Here is a 16,206-nt window from a genome sequence, read left to right on the forward strand (position 1 = left end):
ACGGGCTTGCCCTCTCCGCCTGCTGCACGATGCCACCTTGTCCCTTTTTGGCACAAAGCGCCTGAGAGGGTGGGGCCGCCTGAAATAAATTGCTATTTTGGATAAAGTCTGGAGCTGATTACAAACATGAAGTATGATTACAAGGCCGTTGAGGCCAAGTGGCAGAAGACATGGGAAGACGAGAAGACGTTCCATGTTGAGATCGACCACTCTAAGCCCAAGTTCTATGCCCTGGTAGAGTTCCCGTACCCGTCGGGTGCCGGTCTGCACGTCGGCCACCCGCGCAGCTACACCGCGCTGGATGTCGTCAGCCGCAAGCGCCGCAAGAACGGCTATAACGTGCTGTACCCCATGGGCTGGGATGCTTTCGGCCTGCCGACCGAAAACTTCGCCATGAAGAACCACATCCATCCGGCCATCGTGACCAAGAAGAATGTGGACCGCTTCCGCCAGCAGCTCAAGAGCCTGGGCTTCTCCTTTGACTGGGACCGTGAGATCAACACCACCGACCCTGAATATTACAAGTGGACCCAGTGGATCTTCCTGCAGCTGTACAAGCACGGTCTGGCTTACAAGAAAGAGATGAGCGTCAACTGGTGCACCGGCTGCAAGTGCGTGCTGGCCAACGAGGAAGTGGTCAACGGTGTGTGCGAGCGCTGCGGCAGCGAGGTCGTCCACAAGGTCAAGAGCCAGTGGATGCTGAAGATCACTGCCTACGCCGACAAGCTGATCGACGGTCTGGACGGCCTGGATTACATCGAGCGCGTCTCCACCCAGCAGAAGAACTGGATCGGCCGCAGCCACGGCGCGGAAGTCAATTTCGGCACCACCGCGGGTGATACCCTGACCGTTTACACCACCCGCTGCGATACCCTGTTCGGCGCTACTTACATGGTCGTCTCCCCGGAGCACGCCATCGTCAAGGAGTGGCTGGAGAAAGGCCTCATCAAGAATGCCGACGCCGTCAAGGCTTATCAGGCAGAGGCTGCCCGCAAGAGCGACTTTGAGCGCAGCGAGCTGAACAAGGAGAAGACCGGCGTCCAGCTCGAGGGTGTCATGGGTATCAACCCGGTCAACGACAAGGAGATCCCCATCTTCATCTCTGATTACGTTCTGGCCACCTACGGCACCGGTGCCATCATGGCCGTGCCTGCCCACGATACCCGTGACTGGGAGTTCGCCAAGAAATTCGGCCTGCCCATCATCGAGGTGGTCAAGGGCAACACCCCGTCCAACCTGGACGAGGCCGCCTTTACCGATGTGGCCACCGGCACGCTGGTCAACTCCGGCTTCCTGGATGGTCTGTCTGTCACCGACGCCAAGAAAAAGATGATCGAGTGGCTGGAAGCCAACGGCAAGGGCCAGGATAAGGTCAACTACAAGCTGCGCGACTGGGTGTTCAGCCGTCAGCGCTACTGGGGCGAGCCCATCCCCATGGTCAAGTGCGAGAAGTGCGGCTGGCAGCCCCTGCCCGAGAGCAGCCTGCCTCTGACTCTGCCGGACATCACCGACTTTGAGCCGGGCCCGGATGGCGAGTCCCCGCTGGCCCGCCACACCGACTGGGTCAAGACCACCTGCCCCTGCTGCGGCGGCCCCGCGACCCGTGAGACCGATACCATGCCCCAGTGGGCCGGTTCTTCCTGGTACTTCCTGCGCTACATGGATCCTCACTGCAAGGATGCCATTGCCTCCAAGGAGGCGCTGGAGTACTGGTCTCCGGTGGACTGGTACAACGGCGGCATGGAGCACACCACCCTGCACCTGCTGTACAGCCGTTTCTGGCATAAGTTCCTGTACGACATCGGTGTGGTGCCCAGTCCGGAACCCTACCAGAAGCGTACCGCCCACGGCATGATCCTGGGCCTGAACCCCCACAGCTTTGTCAACCTGCCCGCGGACGAGCAGAAGAAGCTGCTGGAGGAGTATGGCAGCCAGAAAGCCGCAGAGAAAGCTCTGGAAGAGAAGTACGGTGAGATGTCCCGCCACCCCATCGTCAAGATGTCCAAGAGCCTGGGCAACGTCATCAACCCGGACGAGGTGGTGGACCAGTACGGTGCCGACACCATGCGTCTGTATGAGATGTTCATGGGCGACTTTGAGCAGGCTGCTCCCTGGCAGACCTCTGCCATCGCCGGCTGCAACCGCTTCCTGGACCGTGTCTGGGGCCTGAGCGACAAGCTGGTGGAGGGCGAGGGCTACCGCCCTGCCATCGAGACCCTGATGCACCAGACCATCAAAAAGGTCGGCGCTGACATCGAGGGCCTGAAGATGAACACGGCCATTGCCCAGCTCATGACCCTGGTCAACGCCCTGTATGAGAACGGCGGCGCCACCAAGGCCGAGTTTGAGACGGTGCTCCAGCTGCTGAACCCGTTTGCTCCCCACATGACCGAGGAGCTGTGGGAGAAGCTGGGCCACAGCCACGACGAGCAGCTGGCCTATTACCCCTGGCCCGAGTACGAAGAGGCCAAGTGCGTGGAAGCCACGGTGGAGATCGCCGTGCAGGTGAACGGCAAGGTGAAAGCCCGCCTGAAAGTGGCCGCGGACATCACCGCTGAGGATGCCATTGCCACCGCCAAGGCAGACCCCGCCGTGGCCGATGCACTGGCCGGCAAGACGGTGGTCAAGGAGATCTACGTCAAGGGCCGCCTGGTCAACCTGGCTGTGAAAGGCTAATTTTTGCAAAAAAACTTTTCAAAAAAGGTTGACGAACAAGAGAAAATGCGCTATACTGTCTACTGTTAGTTACCATGTAACAACGAAATTCCTGCCTCACGGTCCAAGGGAGGGAATAAGATGTCGGAAATTCGTGTTAAAGAGGGCGAGTCGCTGGAAAGCGCACTGCGTCGCTTCAAGCGGAGCACTGCTCGCAGCGGTGTGCTCGCAGAGGTCCGTAAGCGCGAGGCTTACGAGAAGCCGTCTGTCAAGCGCAAGAAGAAGTCCGAAGCAGCCCGCAAGCGTAAGTTCAAGTAATTATTCTTGAGCCGCTAGTTGCTTTAGATTCATTTGCGTTGCTAACGCCGATGTAGGAGAGCCTGAGTTTTCAGGCTCTCCTATTTTCATTTCAGGAGGTTTACGGATGTTTGTTACCCCCGAATATGTCTTCAAGGATGTCACCCACATCACCCCGGAATGGCTGGCCGCCAAGGGCATCCGGGCGCTGGTGCTGGATATTGATAACACGCTCACGGCCGACCGCAGCCAGGATCTGCCCGACGAAGTGGCCGGGTGGCTGGCCCGGATGAAAACAGCCGGTGTGGGGCTTACCATCGTCTCCAACGGCGCGGAAAAGCGGGTGCGCCCCTTTGCCCGGAAGCTGGGGCTGGCCTACCTCTACCGCTCGGCCAAGCCCCTGCCTTTTGCCCTGATGGTGGCCCGCCGCCGGATGGGCGTCAAGCGCCGGGAGATGGCCATGGTGGGCGACCAGCTCTATGCGGACCGGATGGCGGCGGCCCTCTACGGCATCCCCGGCCTGATGGTCATTCCCCGGGGGCCGGACCTGGGCGCGCAGGTCGTCCTCAAGCGCAAGTGGGAGAAAAAGCACTGGCAGGCCTACTATGACCGGGGAGGGAAGACCCTGTGAGCGATTGGAAGATCCGGTTTGGCACGGCAGGCACTAGCGACAGCTTTGCCGCAAAGGGCTATAAAAACAGCCTGGACATCCCGGCTTACACGGCGGAGATGGGGCTGGACGCCTTTGAGTATCAGTGCGGGCACGGTGTCCGTCTGGGGCTGGAAAAGGCGGCCAGGATGGCCGCGGATGCCGCAGAGCGGGGCATCCTGTTCAGTGTCCACGCGCCCTATTATATCAGCATGTCCAGCCTGGAAGAGGACAAGCGGCTCAACAGTGTCAACTACCTGCTGCAAAGCGCGGCGGTCTGCAAGGCATTGGGCGGCAGGCGCGTCATCTTCCACCCGGGCAGCTGCGGCAGGCAGAGCCGGGAGGCGGCCCTGGAAAAGGCGCTGGATACCATGCGCCGGGCCCAGGCGGCACTGGATGAGGCGGGTTATGCGGAGATGACCCTCTGCCCGGAAACCATGGGGAAGATCGGCCAGCTGGGCACGCTGGAAGAGGTGCTGGCCCTGTGCAGCGTGGACAAGCGCGTTACCCCCTGCATTGATTTTGGCCACCTGAACGCCCGGACGCTGGGCGGCATCCAGTCCAAAGCCGATTATGCCGCCATCCTCGACCGGCTGGAAACTGCGCTGGGGGATGAGCGGGCACGGCGGTTCCATGTCCACTTCTCCCGCATTGAGTTCTCCAAGGGCGGGGAAAAGCGGCACTGGACCTTTGCCGAGACCCAGTTCGGCCCCGAGCCGCAGCCGCTGATGGAGCTGCTGGCGGAGCGCGGCCTTGCACCGGTTCTCATCTGCGAGAGCGCGGGCACCCAGGCAGAGGACGCGCGGGCGATGCAGGCAATGTACCGCACAGCGTGCAAAACTTAAACTTTTTTGTGTTTTTATCGTCTTTTTTGCTCAAACCCCTTGCCAAACAGCGTTGGATTGAGTAAAATAAATAAAGATATGCATTATGCATTTGAGACATTAAACTAATGGAGGAATTCCTATGATTTCTGCAGGCGAGTTTCGCAATGGCGTGACCTTTGAGCAGGACGGCCAGGTTCTTCAGGTCGTTGAGTTCCAGCACGTGAAACCCGGCAAGGGCGCAGCCTTTGTTCGCACCAAGACCAAAAACGTGATTACCGGTTCTGTGGTTGAGACCAGCTACAACCCGACCGCTAAGTTCCCTCAGGCGTTCATCGAGCGCAAGGACGTCACCTACAGCTATGAGGATGGCGATCTGTACCACTTCATGGACAACGAGACTTACGATGACATCCCCGTCAACGCAAGCGATGTGCCCGAGAACTTCAAGTTCTGCAAAGAGAACGAGCTGTGCAAGCTGCTGAGCTACAAGGGCAAGGTCTTCAGCGTTGAGATCCCCAACTTCATCGAGCTGGAAGTCACCCAGACCGAGCCGGGTGTCAAGGGCAACACTGCTACCAACACCCTGAAGCCCGCTACCGTCGAGACCGGTGCTGAGATCCGCGTCCCCCTGTTCATCAACGAGGGCGACCACATCCGCATCGATACCCGCACCGGCGAGTATATGGAGCGCGTCTGATTTTTTTGACCGATAAGACCGGGCAGCGGGCAACCGTGTGCCCGGTTTTTTGTTAGAGGTTTCTTTTACAATAGGGAGGGCATTCTGATGAAAGAAAAAGCTGCATACCTGAAAGGCCTGATCGACGGTCTTGGCATCGACGAGACCACCAAAGAGGGCAAGGTCATCAAGGCCATGAGCGAGCTGCTGGGCGAGCTGGCAGAGGCTGTGGATGCCATTGATGAGGATGTGACCCACGCCTACGATCAGATCAATGACCTGAGCGAGGAGCTGGAAGACCTGGAAGCAGACCTCTACGAGGACGATGACACCGACGACGATGACGAGGAGCCCGAAGAGGACGCCGAGGATGCTGAGGACAGCGGCGACGATGACGACAACGCCGATGTGGCAGGGGAGCCCTACTATGAGGTCGCCTGCCCGGCCTGCGGCAACACGGTTTATGTGAGCGAGGATGACCTCGACGCGGGCGAAGCCATCTGCCCCAGCTGCAACGTTGCCTTTGAGGTGGCGCTGGCCGATGAGGACGATGATGAAGCCCCCGAGGAGCCCGACGACGGCCCCGCGCGGTACGAAGTGACCTGCCCGGCCTGCGGTGCTACCTCCGTGGTGGACGAGGAAGCCCTGCTGGACGGCGAGCCTGTCTGCCCGGCCTGCGGCAAACCGCTGGACTTTGAGGTCACCGAGGAGTAAACGCCCCGCTGAAAAATCAAAAACACGGAAAGCCCCCGGCACTGCATCCCGTATTGGGAGAGTGCCGGGGGCTTTTCTGATTTATGGGAACGCGCGCGGAGCGGGCTTACATCTTCTCCGGGACGTTGATCTTGAACATGGTGAGCACGTTGAAGATGACGTTCTTGACACCGATGCAGAGGGCCAAGCGGGCCTGCTGGACAGCGGGGTCAGCGCCCTGAATGCGGCAGTTGCCGTAGAAGCGGTGGAACGCGCTGGCCAGGTCGATGACAAAGCGGTTGATGCGGCTGGGATCGTACTTCTCGGCAGCCATGACGATCTCTTGAGGGAACGCGGCCAGCATCCGGATCAGATCCATCTCGCTGGGTTCGGTCAGCAGGGTGGCGTCGATCTTGTCAGCACCGGCAAAGGCCACGCCCTCGCTCTCCATCTTCTTGAGGATGGAGCAGATGCGGGCGTGAGCGTACTGGACGTAGTAGACCGGGTTGTCGTTATCGGTCTTGACGGCCTGATCCAGGTCAAAGTCGATGCCGCTGCCGGCGTCATGCATATTGAACAGGAAGCGCGCGCTGTCGATGGGCACTTCCTCCAGCAGGTCGGTCAGGGTGATGGCATTGCCCGTGCGCTTGGACATACGAACCGGCTGACCGTCCCGCATCAGGTTGACCATCTGCATCAGGACCACGTCCAGATCATTGCCGTTCAGGCCGATGGCGTCCATAGCGCCTTTCATGCGGGCCACATGGCCGTGGTGGTCAGCGCCCCAGACGTCGATGGCCTTGGCAAAGCCGCGGGTGGCCAGCTTGTTGTAGTGGTAGGCGATATCGGCGGCAAAGTAGGTGGGGATGCCATTGGCGCGGACGAGGACCTCGTCCTTGGCCTCCTCTTCGGTGCCGTCGTCGGTCTTCTTCTTGTTGACGGTACCGTACTTGGCAGCGTACTGAGCGCTGCGGTACATGATGGCACCATCTTCCGCCTTGTAGCAGGCACCCAGCTCCAGCAGCTTGTCCACCACGGCCATGACCGCACCGGACTCGTGCAGGGTGCTCTCGTGGAACCAGACGTCGTAGTCAATGCGGTACTTGCCCAGGTCGCGTTTGAGGGCGGCAATGTTCTTGGGCAGGGCATAGGCCACCAGAGCGTCTTTCAGGGCTGCAAAGGCCTCACTCTCAAACAGAGCTTCCTCGTCCATGCCCTGGCAGGCGGCAACGTACTTGTCGCCGTTGATCTCAGCGAACTCACCGGCCAGCACCTTGATGTCGCCGCCCTGATAGCACTCAGCGGGCAGAGGATAAGCCTCCTCGCCGCAATACTTCTGCAGGTAGCGGACCGCCAGGCTCTTGCCGAACTTCTGGATCTGGTTGCCGGCGTCGTTGATGTAGAACTCACGGGTCACATCGTAGCCGGACCAGTCCAGCACGGCGGCCAGGCAGTCTCCCAGAGCGCCGCCGCGGGCGTTGCCCATGTGCATGGGGCCGGTGGGGTTGGCAGAGACGAACTCCACGTTGTACTTGGCACCCTTGCCGTGGTTGGTGCGGCCATACTCCTTGTTGGCGCAGGCACCCGTCACGACACCGGCCCAGAACGACGGAGCCAGGAACAGGTTGATGAAGCCGGGACCGGCCACTTCCACCTTAGCGAACACGCCGCCCTCCAGAGCAGGCAGGTGGGCCAGCAGGGCGTCCGCGATCATCTTGGGTGCCTTGCGCCAGGTGCGGGCACCGGCCATGGCCAGGTTGGAGGCGATATCGCCGTTCTTGACATCAGCGGGGATCTCCACGATGAATGCGGGCAGCTCTGCCTCGGGCAGGGTGCCATCGGCCATGGCGGCCTTGGCGGCAGCCGTCAGCAGGGCGCGGGCCTCGTCCAGCGCTGCCTGCCGGGGGTTGTAGTTCTGGTAGGTCTTTTCAAAATCAGTCATTTGTCAGATGTCCTTTCCGTTTGAACGCAGGGCCCACATGGTTTGGGAGCCGCAGGCGAAACAATAAAACTGGCCCGACATGCCAAGGGCTCTCCTGACAGGAGAGCTGGTGCGTCAGCGCCTGAGAGGTTAATTCACATGTTGTACGGTCATTTCCAGCGTGTTGCGGCTGACAAGGCGGGCGTCGTCGGCGTCCAGCAGGTAGCTGAACACGGCGCTGCCGCCTTTCTCGGTGAGATTGCAGTCGATGCCGTCCCCGGTGACGCCCAGCGTCAGGGAGCCGACCTCGGTCTCGTAGTGGCAGAGGTTGCGCCGCTCCCGCTCAATGAGCAGCTGGCTGTTGGTACGGCCAAACCGGAGCAGAGCCACCCGGCTGCCGTCCTCGGCGATCTTGATGGTGGTGGTGCAGCCCTCAAAGCCAATGGTCTGGGTCTCTTTGTAGGTGATATAAAAGCTCTCGCCCTTTTTGACCAGGCTGCCCCGGGTCATCAGCTCGATATGGTCCCGGTCTTCCTCTTTGGTGTTGCCCTCGCTGTCAAACTGGTCGATATAGCTTTTGATGCGGATGATATAGTTTTCGTTTGTCGCTTTGCTCACAGTTTTTGCTGTCCTTTATCAATACTTGTCAATGGCAATCTGGTCAATGGGGCCGCCTTTGTACTCGCCCAGGAAGAGGTCTGCCGTCTGGGCAAAGCTGTCCGGCACATCGCTGACGAAGAAATGCGCCTGCCCGGTGGGGTGGTCGCCCCGCAGGCCCCGCTCGGCCAGCATCTGCTCCAGACGGTGGGCAGCGGTCTTGGCCGGGTCGATCAGCACCACGTCCCTGCCCATGAACTCGCCGATCATGGTCTTGAGCAGGGGGTAGTGGGTGCAGCCCAGGATCAGGGTGTCCACGCCGGCATCCCGGATCTCGGTCAGGTACTGGGCAATGACCAGTTTGGTGATCTGCTGTTTGTCCGGGGCGCTGTGGTCCACATAACCGGCCTCCACCAGCGGCACGAACAGCGGGCAGGGCCGGGCTGTGATCTCGGCCCCGGGAACCAGCTGGCGCAGCAGCTTTTCATAGCTGCGGGAGCGGATGGTGGCGGCGGTGCCGATGATACCGATGCGGCGGTTGCGGGTGGCAAAGGCGGCCTCCCGGGCGGCGGCATCCACCACGCCCAGATAAGGCACGGGCAGCTGGGCGGCCTCGGCGGCGGGGTAAGTGCTGGACACCGTGCCGCAGGCCGCCATGATGCACTTGACATCTTTGGAGAGCAGGAACGCAATGTCCTGCCGGGTATACTGGAGGATGATCTCCGGGCTACGGCTGCCGTAGGGGACACGACCGGTATCACCAAAATAGATGATGTCCTCATGGGGGAGGTGCTTGCGCAGCTCCCGCACGCCGGTCAGGCCGCCCAGGCCGCTGTCGAACACGCCGATGGGGCGATTATCCATGCTGCTTTTCCGTCCTTTCCAGCGCCAGCGCGATGAGATGATCGATGAGGGCGGGGATGGGGGTGCCCTCGTGTTCCATCAGCTTGGGATACATGCTGATGGGGGTGAAGCCGGGCAGGGTGTTGATCTCGTTGATGAGGACGCGGCCCGTGCCGTGCTCCACAAAGAAATCGCAGCGGGCCAGGCCCTCGCAGCCCAGGGCCGTGTAGGCCATGGCGGCGTAGGTCTTTACCTCGTCCAGTTTCTCTTCGGGGAGGTTGGCCGGGATGACCACCTGACTGACGCCGTTCTTGTACTTGTCATCGTAGGTGTAGAACTCAGCACCGGCCAGGATCTCGCCCGGGCGGGTGGCCACGGCGGGGTCGGAGCCGATGACGGCACACTCCACCTCATGGCCGTCCACAAAGGCCTCGAACACGACCTTGCGGTCATTGGCGAGGGCCAGCTGGATGGCTTCTTTCAGCTGCTCGCGGTTGGTGGCTTTGGTAATGCCCACGCTGGAACCCGCGTTGGCGGGCTTGACGAAGACGGGCCAGCCCAGCTTTGCAATGACGCCGTCGCAGACGCCCTCGGGGTCAGACTCGATCTCCCAGCGGGTGGCGGAGAGCCACTTGGTGTGGGGGATGCTGTTGGCGTCGAACAGGGCGTTGGCCACTGCCTTATCCATGCAGACCGCACTGGCCAGCACGCCGCAGCCCACATAGGGGATGCCGGCCAGCTCCAGCAGGCCCTGCACGGTGCCGTCCTCGCCCCACAGGCCGTGGAGCACCGGGATGACGACATCGACGTGGATCTTTTCCACCTGGCCTGCCGGGGTGAACAGGATCATCCCGTGGTCGGCGCGGTCCGGGCTGAGCACACAGGGCATGTTGGAGCCAAGCTCCTCCCAGCTGCCGTCGGCCATCTGGGCCGAGCTGGCCTCGGTGTAGAGCCAGTGGCCCTCTTTGGTGATGCCGATGGTCATGAGCTCATAACGGGTGCGGTCGATGTGATCCACGAACGTACCGGCGGAGACGCGGCTGACCTCGTGCTCACTGGACATACCGCCAAACAGGACGACAACGCACAGTTTATCTTCAGATTGCATAATGAATCTCTCCTAAATCAGGCAGGCAGAAGCTGCACTGCCTCAGTTTCGTGCTATATTAGAGGTATAGACGTGTTTATTATACAATATATACGCGCGGGATGCAAGCGGAAGACCCGCGCCGGGCAGTGCGGAAAACAGCACGGAGCCAAAAACCAAAAAACTTGAAAAAACGCAAAAATTCTTCTTGACGAATGGAAAATTGCGTGATACAATGATATCACCTCTTTTGCGGGGTTATTAAGTGCGCCTGTTTTGCAGACGCTCCCGCAAGCCGAGGGAGGTTCAGAACAACCGTTATAATGGAGGTGTCAACAAATGACCGTTAAAATCACTCTGGCCTGCACCGAGTGCAAGCAGCGCAACTACAACACCACGAAGAACAAGAAGAACAACCCCGATCGTCTCGAGATGAAGAAGTACTGCCGCTTCTGCAAGAAGCACACCGTTCATCGCGAAACCAAGTAAGAAAGGCGGACAACATCATGGCAGACAAAACCGAGAAAAAGCCGGGCTTTGTGGCCAGAATGAAGGCCGCCGTGAAGAATTTCTGCAACGGTGTTGTGAAATTCTTCCGCGACACGAAGAGCGAGCTGAAAAAGGTCGTGTGGCCGTCTAAGGCGGACGTCAAGACCAACACCATTGTGGTGCTCGTGACTGTGGCGATCGCCGCCGTAGTGATGATCGCGCTGGATGCCATCTTTGGCGGCGTCCTGGGCCTGATCATCGGCGCCTGAATCATCTTGAAACGGAGGGTCAACCAAAATGGAAGAACAGTCCAATGAGGCTCTTTGGTATGTTGTGCATACCTATTCCGGCTATGAGAACAAGGTAGCCACGGACTTACAGACCATGGTGGAAAACCGCCGCCTGCAGGATCTGATCTGCGACATCAAGGTTCCGACCGAGATGGTCCCGGAGATCAAGGACGGCAAGGAGCGTATGGTGGAGCACAAGCTGTTCCCCGGCTACGTTCTGGTCAAGATGGTCATGAACGACGATACCTGGTATGTGGTGCGCAACACGCGCGGCTGCACCGGCTTCGTCGGCCCTGCATCCAAGCCTGTTCCCCTGACCGCTGAGGAAGTGGAGAAGATGGGCGTGGAGAAGGCAGCACCGCTCACCGTCGATTTCAAAGTTGGCGACACGGTGCAGATCACCGCTGGCCCCCTGGAAGGCTTTATGGGCCTTGTGGAGGGCATCGATACCGAGAGCTTCAAAGTCAAGCTCAAGGTCAACATGTTTGGCCGCGAGACGCCCGCGGAAGTGGACATCGCGCAGGTCGAGCTGCCGTAACCAACCGGCAGACCGTTTACCAAGGTAAGACCGCAGTGCGGTTCTTATAGAGCATACACATGGGGTGCGTGCTCGTGGGAGGCGCGGAAACACCGCGCCGCAACTCACCACAGATTTTTGGAGGTGCATTTATCATGGCACAGAAAGTTACTGGCTACATTAAGCTGCAGATCGAGGCCGGCAAGGCGACTCCGGCTCCCCCGGTTGGCCCTGCTCTGGGTCAGAAGGGCGTCAACATCATGGCGTTCACCAAGGAGTTCAACGAGCGTACCAAGAACCAGATGGGTTATGTGATCCCCGTCGTCATCACTGTCTACGCTGACCGCTCCTTCAGCTTCATCACCAAGACTCCTCCGGCAGCCGTTCTGATCAAGAAGGCCGCTGGCATCAACACCGCTTCCGGCAAGCCCAACAAGGAAAAGGTTGCTACTCTGACCGCCGCTCAGGTGGAAGAGATCGCAAAGACCAAGATGCCTGACCTGAATGCTGCTTCTCTGGAAGCTGCATGCAGCATGGTCCGTGGCACCTGCCGCAGCATGGGCGTCGTCGTCGAGGGCTGATTGACCTGAGACTCAAACAGTGGGAGGGCATAAAAACTGCCCGCATGACCACATAGGAGGATATACAATGAAACATGGCAAGCACTATGTCGATGCTGCTAAGCAGGTCGATTTTACCAAACTGTACGACATGAACGAGGCTCTGGAGCTGGCTTGCAAGACCGCTTCCGCCAAGTTCGACGAGACCGTTGAGCTGCACGTCCGCCTGGGCGTTGACGGCCGCCATGCTGACCAGCAGGTCCGTGGCGCTGTCGTTCTGCCCAACGGCACCGGCAAGACCGTCCGCGTCTGCGCCATTGCAAAGGGCGCTGCTGCCGCTGCTGCTGAGGCAGCCGGTGCTGATATCGTTGGTGATGACGAGCTGATCGCCCGCATCGCTGGCGGCTTCATGGATTTTGACGTCGTTGTCACCACCCCCGACATGATGGGCCGCGTTGGCCGTCTTGGTAAGGTCCTGGGCCCCCGCGGCCTGATGCCCAACCCCAAGGCAGGCACCGTTGCTCCTGACCTGGGCAAGGCTGTCAGCGAGGCTAAGGCTGGTAAGATCGAGTACCGCCTGGACAAGCAGAACATCATCCATGTCCCCGTGGGCAAGGCTTCTTTCGGTGCAGAGAAGCTGTACACCAACCTGGATACCGTTATGAGCGCGATTGCTAAGGCAAAGCCTGCCGCAGCAAAGGGCACTTATTTCAAGAGCGCTACCATCGCCACCACCATGGGCCCTGGCATCCGTCTCAACACCCTGAAGTACGGTGTCTAATTTGAAATCATTGCAGGTTTCTGCAAGAAATTTCAAAAAAGTACTTGACAACACCGCGCGTTTGCGGTAGAATAATCATGCTGTTTTTGAGACAGCAGGTGCTGGAGCGCCAGCGTAAGGCTATGCCGCCTGCCGAGAAACGCGCGTAACGTTGTTTTATGCCTCTTTCTCGGACCAGTGTGCGGGAAAGAGGCTTTTTTCGTTGCAAATGCTCCGGCTTTCGATACAAGTTTTTGAAACGAGGTGAAACCGAATGCCCAGTGCAAAGATTCTTTCTGAGAAGCAGGCTTATGTCGCTGATCTGAAGGCAAAGTTTGAGAGTGCGGTTTCCGGCTGCGTCGTCGCTTACGGCGGCATTAACGTCGAGAACGACACCAAGCTCCGTAAGGAGCTGCGTGAGGCAGGCGTCGATTACATGGTCGTGAAGAACACCATGCTGCGTCTGGCTGTCAAGGGTACCTCCCTGGAGGGCCTGGCTGAGCAGTTTAAGGGCGATACCGCTATCGCTTTTGCTCACGAGGAAGATCCCATGTCCGCTGCCCGCATCCTGTGCAAGTATCAGGATGGTGATAAGTCCAAGAAGTTCGTCGTTAAGGCAGGCTTCATGGATGGCAAGGTCATGGACGCTGCCGAGACCAACGCTATCGCAAAGCTGCCCAACCGCGAAGGCATGCTGTCCATGTTTGCAGGCGCCCTCACCAGCACTCTGTCTGGTCTGGCTGTTGCAATGCAGGCTTATGCCGACAAGCAGGAGGAGCCCGCTGCCTAATGTTGGCTGCGTGACCGCTGCTTAAAACAAAGAAATCAACAAACAAAACCATTTATATTGGAGGGTTATTACCATGGCTTCTGAGAAGATTACTGCCATCATCGACTCCGTCAAGGAGCTGTCCGTTCTGGAGCTGAAAGAGCTGATCGACACCTACTGCGAGGAGTTCGGTGTTTCTGCTGTTGCTGCTGCTGCTCCCGCTGCTGCTGGTGCTGCTGCTGCCGCTGAGGAAGAGAAGACCGAGTTCGACGTCATCCTGGCTGAGGCTGGCGCTACCAAGATGCAGGTCATCAAGCTGGTCAAGGAGATCACCGGCCTGGGCCTGAAGGAAGCTAAGGCTATCGTTGATGGCGCTCCCAAGGCTGTCAAGGAGAAGGCTTCCAAGGCTGAGGCTGAGGACATCAAGAAGAAGCTGGAAGAGGCTGGCGCTAAGGTTGAGATCAAGTAATTTGATCCCCCTGAACGTTTTTTCTTGAATCTCGATTCTTGAAACAAAAGGCACTCTCGCTGTAAGGCGGGGGTGCCTTTTTTGCTGCGGTTCAGGCTTGACAAACCGCACGCGGATGTGTTATCTTGAATACAGAAAAACGGTTTTTCCTGCTGACGGAACGTTGTGGAGCACCACAGTGCAGGAAATGCCGGGAACTTTATGCCGACCGTCTGGGCAGCCTTGCGCAATTGCTGCGCAAAGCTGCCCTTTTTGTTTAAGGAGGAAACGCTGATGAAGTCTGATATCGAGATCGCACAGGAAGCCAAAATGAAGCCCATTGCCGAAGTTGCCGCCTCGCTGGGGCTGGCGGACGAAGATGTCATCCCGTATGGCCGCTATAAGGCCAAGATCAACCACCGCCTCATCCATAAGGCCACCAAGCAGGGCAAGATGATCCTGGTGACGGCCATCAGCCCCACGCCGGCTGGTGAAGGCAAGACCACCACCAGCGTGGGCCTGGCCGACGCCATGAACGCCTTGGGTAAAAAGACCATGCTCTGCCTCCGTGAACCCTCGCTGGGGCCTGTGTTTGGCATCAAGGGCGGCGCGGCCGGCGGCGGTTATGCCCAGGTGGTGCCCATGGAGGACATCAACCTCCACTTTACTGGGGACCTGCACGCCATTGGGACCGCCAACAACCTGCTGGCAGCCATGATCGACAACAGCATCCAGCAGGGCAACCCCTTGAACATTGACCCCCGCCGCATCACCTGGAAGCGCTGCATGGACATGAACGACCGGCAGCTCCGCTTCATCGTGGACGGTCTGGGCGGCAAGGTCAATGGTACCCCCCGCGAGGACGGTTTTGACATCACGGTAGCCAGCGAGGTCATGGCGATCTTCTGCCTGGCTACCAGCATCACGGACCTGAAAGAGCGGCTCTCCAAGATCGTCTGCGCCTATACCTACGATGGCAAGCCTGTCACGGCCGGGGAGATCGGTGCGGCCGGTGCCATGACGGCGTTGCTGAAAGACGCGCTGGACCCGAACCTGGTCCAGACGCTGGAGAACAACCCGGCCATCATCCACGGCGGCCCCTTTGCCAATATCGCCCACGGCTGCAACAGCGTGATGGCCACCAAGCTGAGCCTCTCGCTGGCCGATTACGTCATCACCGAGGCGGGCTTCGGCGCCGATCTGGGCGCTGAGAAGTTCCTGGACATCAAGTGCCGCTATGCTGGTATCGCTCCCAGCGCCTGCGTGCTGGTGGCGACCGTCCGCGCCCTCAAGAGCCATGGCGGCGTGGCAAAGGCCGACCTCAACCAGCCTGACCTTGAAGCAGTCAAGGCCGGTGCCGCCAACCTGGTGCGCCACATTGACAACCTGAAAAACGGTTTTGGCCTGCCCGTGGTCGTTGCCATCAATGCATTCCCGACGGACACCCCGGAAGAGCAGGCCTATGTGGAACAGGTCTGTGCAGAGCAGGGCGTGCCCTGCGTCCTGAGCGAGGTCTTCGCCAAAGGCGGCGAGGGCGGCAAAGCGCTGGCAGAGGCGGTGCTGAACGTGATGGAGGACCGCCCCATCCAGTACACCTACCCGCTGGAGATGCCTCTGAAAGATAAGGTCAAGGCCATTGCCACCAAGATCTACCGGGCCGATGGGGTCAACTTCAGTGCGGCTGCCAGCAAGACGCTGGCCGAGCTGACCGAGATGGGCTACGGCAACCTGCCCGTCTGCATCGCCAAGACGCAGTACAGCTTCAGCGACAACGCCAAGCTGCTGGCGGCTCCTACGGGCTTTACCATGGAGGTGCGTGAGGTCCGCCTGGCTGCCGGCGCGGGCTTTGTGGTGGTCATCTGCGGCAATATCATGACCATGCCCGGCCTGCCCAAGAAGCCTGCTGCCGTCAACATTGATGTGGACGCGGACGGCAAGATCAGCGGCCTGTTCTAAGCGCAAAACGACAAAAACTGAAAAAACTTTTCAATCAACTCCGGCCTGTTTGCAAAAACCGACCGGAGTTGATTTTTGCTGTACAAAAATTTCGACTCGTTTTGTGCAACTTGCTCTTAAAATATGCATAAACCATGGAATAAATGAGAAAAATCCCTTGCAAGTGTTTACA

At 59.2% G+C, this 16,206-nt stretch carries 18 protein-coding genes and 1 riboswitch; of the genes, 14 read left to right on the forward strand and 4 right to left on the reverse strand.

Going from position 1 to position 16,206, the window contains the following annotated elements; genetic code table 11:
- The first annotated feature begins 126 nt into the window (after positions 1 to 126).
- The 6 genes from leuS to C4N22_RS04010 all read left to right on the forward strand — a co-directional run bounded on the left by leuS (position 127) and on the right by C4N22_RS04010 (position 5,818).
- On the forward strand, positions 127 to 2,676 hold the full coding sequence (leuS, locus tag C4N22_RS03985; RefSeq protein ID WP_112115112.1) for a leucine--tRNA ligase: 2,550 nt from the start codon (positions 127 to 129) through the stop codon (positions 2,674 to 2,676).
- 120 nt (positions 2,677 to 2,796) lie between these two features.
- Positions 2,797 to 2,973 carry a 30S ribosomal protein S21 gene (gene rpsU, locus C4N22_RS03990; RefSeq protein WP_005928271.1) on the forward strand — a complete coding sequence of 59 codons (177 nt, stop codon included), beginning with the start codon at positions 2,797 to 2,799 and terminating at the stop codon, positions 2,971 to 2,973.
- A gap of 106 nt (positions 2,974 to 3,079) precedes the next feature.
- Entirely contained in the window at positions 3,080 to 3,583 is a 504-nt protein-coding gene (locus C4N22_RS03995) for a YqeG family HAD IIIA-type phosphatase (RefSeq protein ID WP_112148072.1), read from the forward strand.
- Positions 3,580 to 4,446: a TIM barrel protein gene (locus C4N22_RS04000; protein WP_112148073.1), complete on the forward strand. Its 867-nt coding sequence runs from the start codon at positions 3,580 to 3,582 to the stop codon at positions 4,444 to 4,446. The genes C4N22_RS03995 and C4N22_RS04000 overlap by 4 nt, the downstream gene beginning before the upstream one ends.
- A gap of 121 nt (positions 4,447 to 4,567) precedes the next feature.
- Positions 4,568 to 5,125 carry an elongation factor P gene (gene efp, locus C4N22_RS04005; RefSeq protein WP_022257704.1) on the forward strand — a complete coding sequence of 186 codons (558 nt, stop codon included), beginning with the start codon at positions 4,568 to 4,570 and terminating at the stop codon, positions 5,123 to 5,125.
- A gap of 87 nt (positions 5,126 to 5,212) precedes the next feature.
- Positions 5,213 to 5,818: a CD1247 N-terminal domain-containing protein gene (locus tag C4N22_RS04010; protein WP_181567161.1), complete on the forward strand. Its 606-nt coding sequence runs from the start codon at positions 5,213 to 5,215 to the stop codon at positions 5,816 to 5,818.
- A 106-nt stretch (positions 5,819 to 5,924) separates the two neighbouring features.
- On the opposite strand, the gene argS is transcribed toward C4N22_RS04010, so the two are convergent.
- From argS to C4N22_RS04030, 4 genes are all read right to left on the reverse strand, one after another.
- Positions 5,925 to 7,739, reverse strand: coding sequence for an arginine--tRNA ligase (gene argS / locus C4N22_RS04015; RefSeq protein WP_112148075.1), 1,815 nt, complete (start codon positions 7,737 to 7,739; stop codon positions 5,925 to 5,927).
- A gap of 129 nt (positions 7,740 to 7,868) precedes the next feature.
- The gene (locus tag C4N22_RS04020) at positions 7,869 to 8,336 is read right to left on the reverse strand and encodes a DUF1934 domain-containing protein (protein ID WP_112148076.1); all 468 of its coding nucleotides are present in this window, start codon (positions 8,334 to 8,336) and stop codon (positions 7,869 to 7,871) included.
- A gap of 18 nt (positions 8,337 to 8,354) precedes the next feature.
- Positions 8,355 to 9,179, reverse strand: a complete 825-nt coding sequence (murI, locus tag C4N22_RS04025; RefSeq protein WP_022257700.1) for a glutamate racemase — start codon at positions 9,177 to 9,179, stop codon at positions 8,355 to 8,357.
- Positions 9,172 to 10,266, reverse strand: coding sequence for a D-alanine--D-alanine ligase family protein (locus C4N22_RS04030; protein WP_112148077.1), 1,095 nt, complete (start codon positions 10,264 to 10,266; stop codon positions 9,172 to 9,174). Before C4N22_RS04030 ends, murI begins: the two co-directional genes overlap by 8 nt.
- Positions 10,267 to 10,584: 318 nt before the next feature.
- Here C4N22_RS04030 and rpmG point away from each other — a divergent pair, with 318 nt between their 5' ends.
- The 8 genes from rpmG (at position 10,585) to C4N22_RS04070 (ending at position 16,034) form a co-directional block, all read left to right on the forward strand.
- Positions 10,585 to 10,734, forward strand: coding sequence for a 50S ribosomal protein L33 (rpmG, locus tag C4N22_RS04035; protein WP_005920501.1), 150 nt, complete (start codon positions 10,585 to 10,587; stop codon positions 10,732 to 10,734).
- A 17-nt stretch (positions 10,735 to 10,751) separates the two neighbouring features.
- Positions 10,752 to 11,003: a preprotein translocase subunit SecE gene (secE, locus tag C4N22_RS04040; protein WP_022257698.1), complete on the forward strand. Its 252-nt coding sequence runs from the start codon at positions 10,752 to 10,754 to the stop codon at positions 11,001 to 11,003.
- Between the two features lie 28 nt (positions 11,004 to 11,031).
- Complete coding sequence (nusG, locus tag C4N22_RS04045; RefSeq protein ID WP_022257697.1) at positions 11,032 to 11,562, forward strand: transcription termination/antitermination protein NusG; 531 nt, start codon at positions 11,032 to 11,034, stop codon at positions 11,560 to 11,562.
- A gap of 134 nt (positions 11,563 to 11,696) precedes the next feature.
- A complete protein-coding gene (gene rplK / locus C4N22_RS04050) occupies positions 11,697 to 12,122 on the forward strand; it encodes a 50S ribosomal protein L11 (protein ID WP_015563688.1) in 426 nt (141 codons plus the stop codon).
- 67 nt (positions 12,123 to 12,189) lie between these two features.
- Complete coding sequence (gene rplA, locus C4N22_RS04055) at positions 12,190 to 12,882, forward strand: 50S ribosomal protein L1 (protein ID WP_112115119.1); 693 nt, start codon at positions 12,190 to 12,192, stop codon at positions 12,880 to 12,882.
- Between the two features lie 253 nt (positions 12,883 to 13,135).
- Positions 13,136 to 13,651, forward strand: a complete 516-nt coding sequence (gene rplJ, locus C4N22_RS04060) for a 50S ribosomal protein L10 (protein ID WP_112148078.1) — start codon at positions 13,136 to 13,138, stop codon at positions 13,649 to 13,651.
- Positions 13,652 to 13,724: 73 nt separating this feature from the next.
- A complete protein-coding gene (gene rplL / locus C4N22_RS04065; protein ID WP_112115120.1) occupies positions 13,725 to 14,099 on the forward strand; it encodes a 50S ribosomal protein L7/L12 in 375 nt (124 codons plus the stop codon).
- 138 nt (positions 14,100 to 14,237) lie between these two features.
- Positions 14,238 to 14,324: riboswitch (ZMP/ZTP riboswitch) on the forward strand.
- 48 nt (positions 14,325 to 14,372) lie between these two features.
- Positions 14,373 to 16,034, forward strand: coding sequence for a formate--tetrahydrofolate ligase (locus C4N22_RS04070; protein ID WP_181566969.1), 1,662 nt, complete (start codon positions 14,373 to 14,375; stop codon positions 16,032 to 16,034).
- Positions 16,035 to 16,206: the final 172 nt, after the last annotated feature.

It is taken from the genome of Faecalibacterium prausnitzii (assembly GCF_003287495.1).
GTDB classification, from domain to species: domain Bacteria; phylum Bacillota; class Clostridia; order Oscillospirales; family Ruminococcaceae; genus Faecalibacterium; species Faecalibacterium prausnitzii_I.

Bases quoted from the DNA above. Each gene is read 5' to 3' on its own strand.
- leuS (WP_112115112.1), top strand. From the start codon at position 127: ATGAAGTATGATTACAAGGCCGTTGAGGCCAAGTGGCAGAAGACATGG.
- rpsU (WP_005928271.1), top strand. From the start codon at position 2,797: ATGTCGGAAATTCGTGTTAAAGAGGGCGAGTCGCTGGAAAGCGCACTG.
- C4N22_RS03995 (WP_112148072.1), top strand. From the start codon at position 3,080: ATGTTTGTTACCCCCGAATATGTCTTCAAGGATGTCACCCACATCACC.
- efp (WP_022257704.1), top strand. From the start codon at position 4,568: ATGATTTCTGCAGGCGAGTTTCGCAATGGCGTGACCTTTGAGCAGGAC.
- C4N22_RS04010 (WP_181567161.1), top strand. From the start codon at position 5,213: ATGAAAGAAAAAGCTGCATACCTGAAAGGCCTGATCGACGGTCTTGGC.
- argS (WP_112148075.1), bottom strand. From the start codon at position 7,739: ATGACTGATTTTGAAAAGACCTACCAGAACTACAACCCCCGGCAGGCA.
- murI (WP_022257700.1), bottom strand. From the start codon at position 9,179: ATGGATAATCGCCCCATCGGCGTGTTCGACAGCGGCCTGGGCGGCCTG.
- C4N22_RS04030 (WP_112148077.1), bottom strand. From the start codon at position 10,266: ATGCAATCTGAAGATAAACTGTGCGTTGTCGTCCTGTTTGGCGGTATG.
- rpmG (WP_005920501.1), top strand. From the start codon at position 10,585: ATGACCGTTAAAATCACTCTGGCCTGCACCGAGTGCAAGCAGCGCAAC.
- secE (WP_022257698.1), top strand. From the start codon at position 10,752: ATGGCAGACAAAACCGAGAAAAAGCCGGGCTTTGTGGCCAGAATGAAG.
- nusG (WP_022257697.1), top strand. From the start codon at position 11,032: ATGGAAGAACAGTCCAATGAGGCTCTTTGGTATGTTGTGCATACCTAT.
- rplK (WP_015563688.1), top strand. From the start codon at position 11,697: ATGGCACAGAAAGTTACTGGCTACATTAAGCTGCAGATCGAGGCCGGC.
- rplA (WP_112115119.1), top strand. From the start codon at position 12,190: ATGAAACATGGCAAGCACTATGTCGATGCTGCTAAGCAGGTCGATTTT.
- rplJ (WP_112148078.1), top strand. From the start codon at position 13,136: ATGCCCAGTGCAAAGATTCTTTCTGAGAAGCAGGCTTATGTCGCTGAT.
- rplL (WP_112115120.1), top strand. From the start codon at position 13,725: ATGGCTTCTGAGAAGATTACTGCCATCATCGACTCCGTCAAGGAGCTG.
- C4N22_RS04070 (WP_181566969.1), top strand. From the start codon at position 14,373: ATGAAGTCTGATATCGAGATCGCACAGGAAGCCAAAATGAAGCCCATT.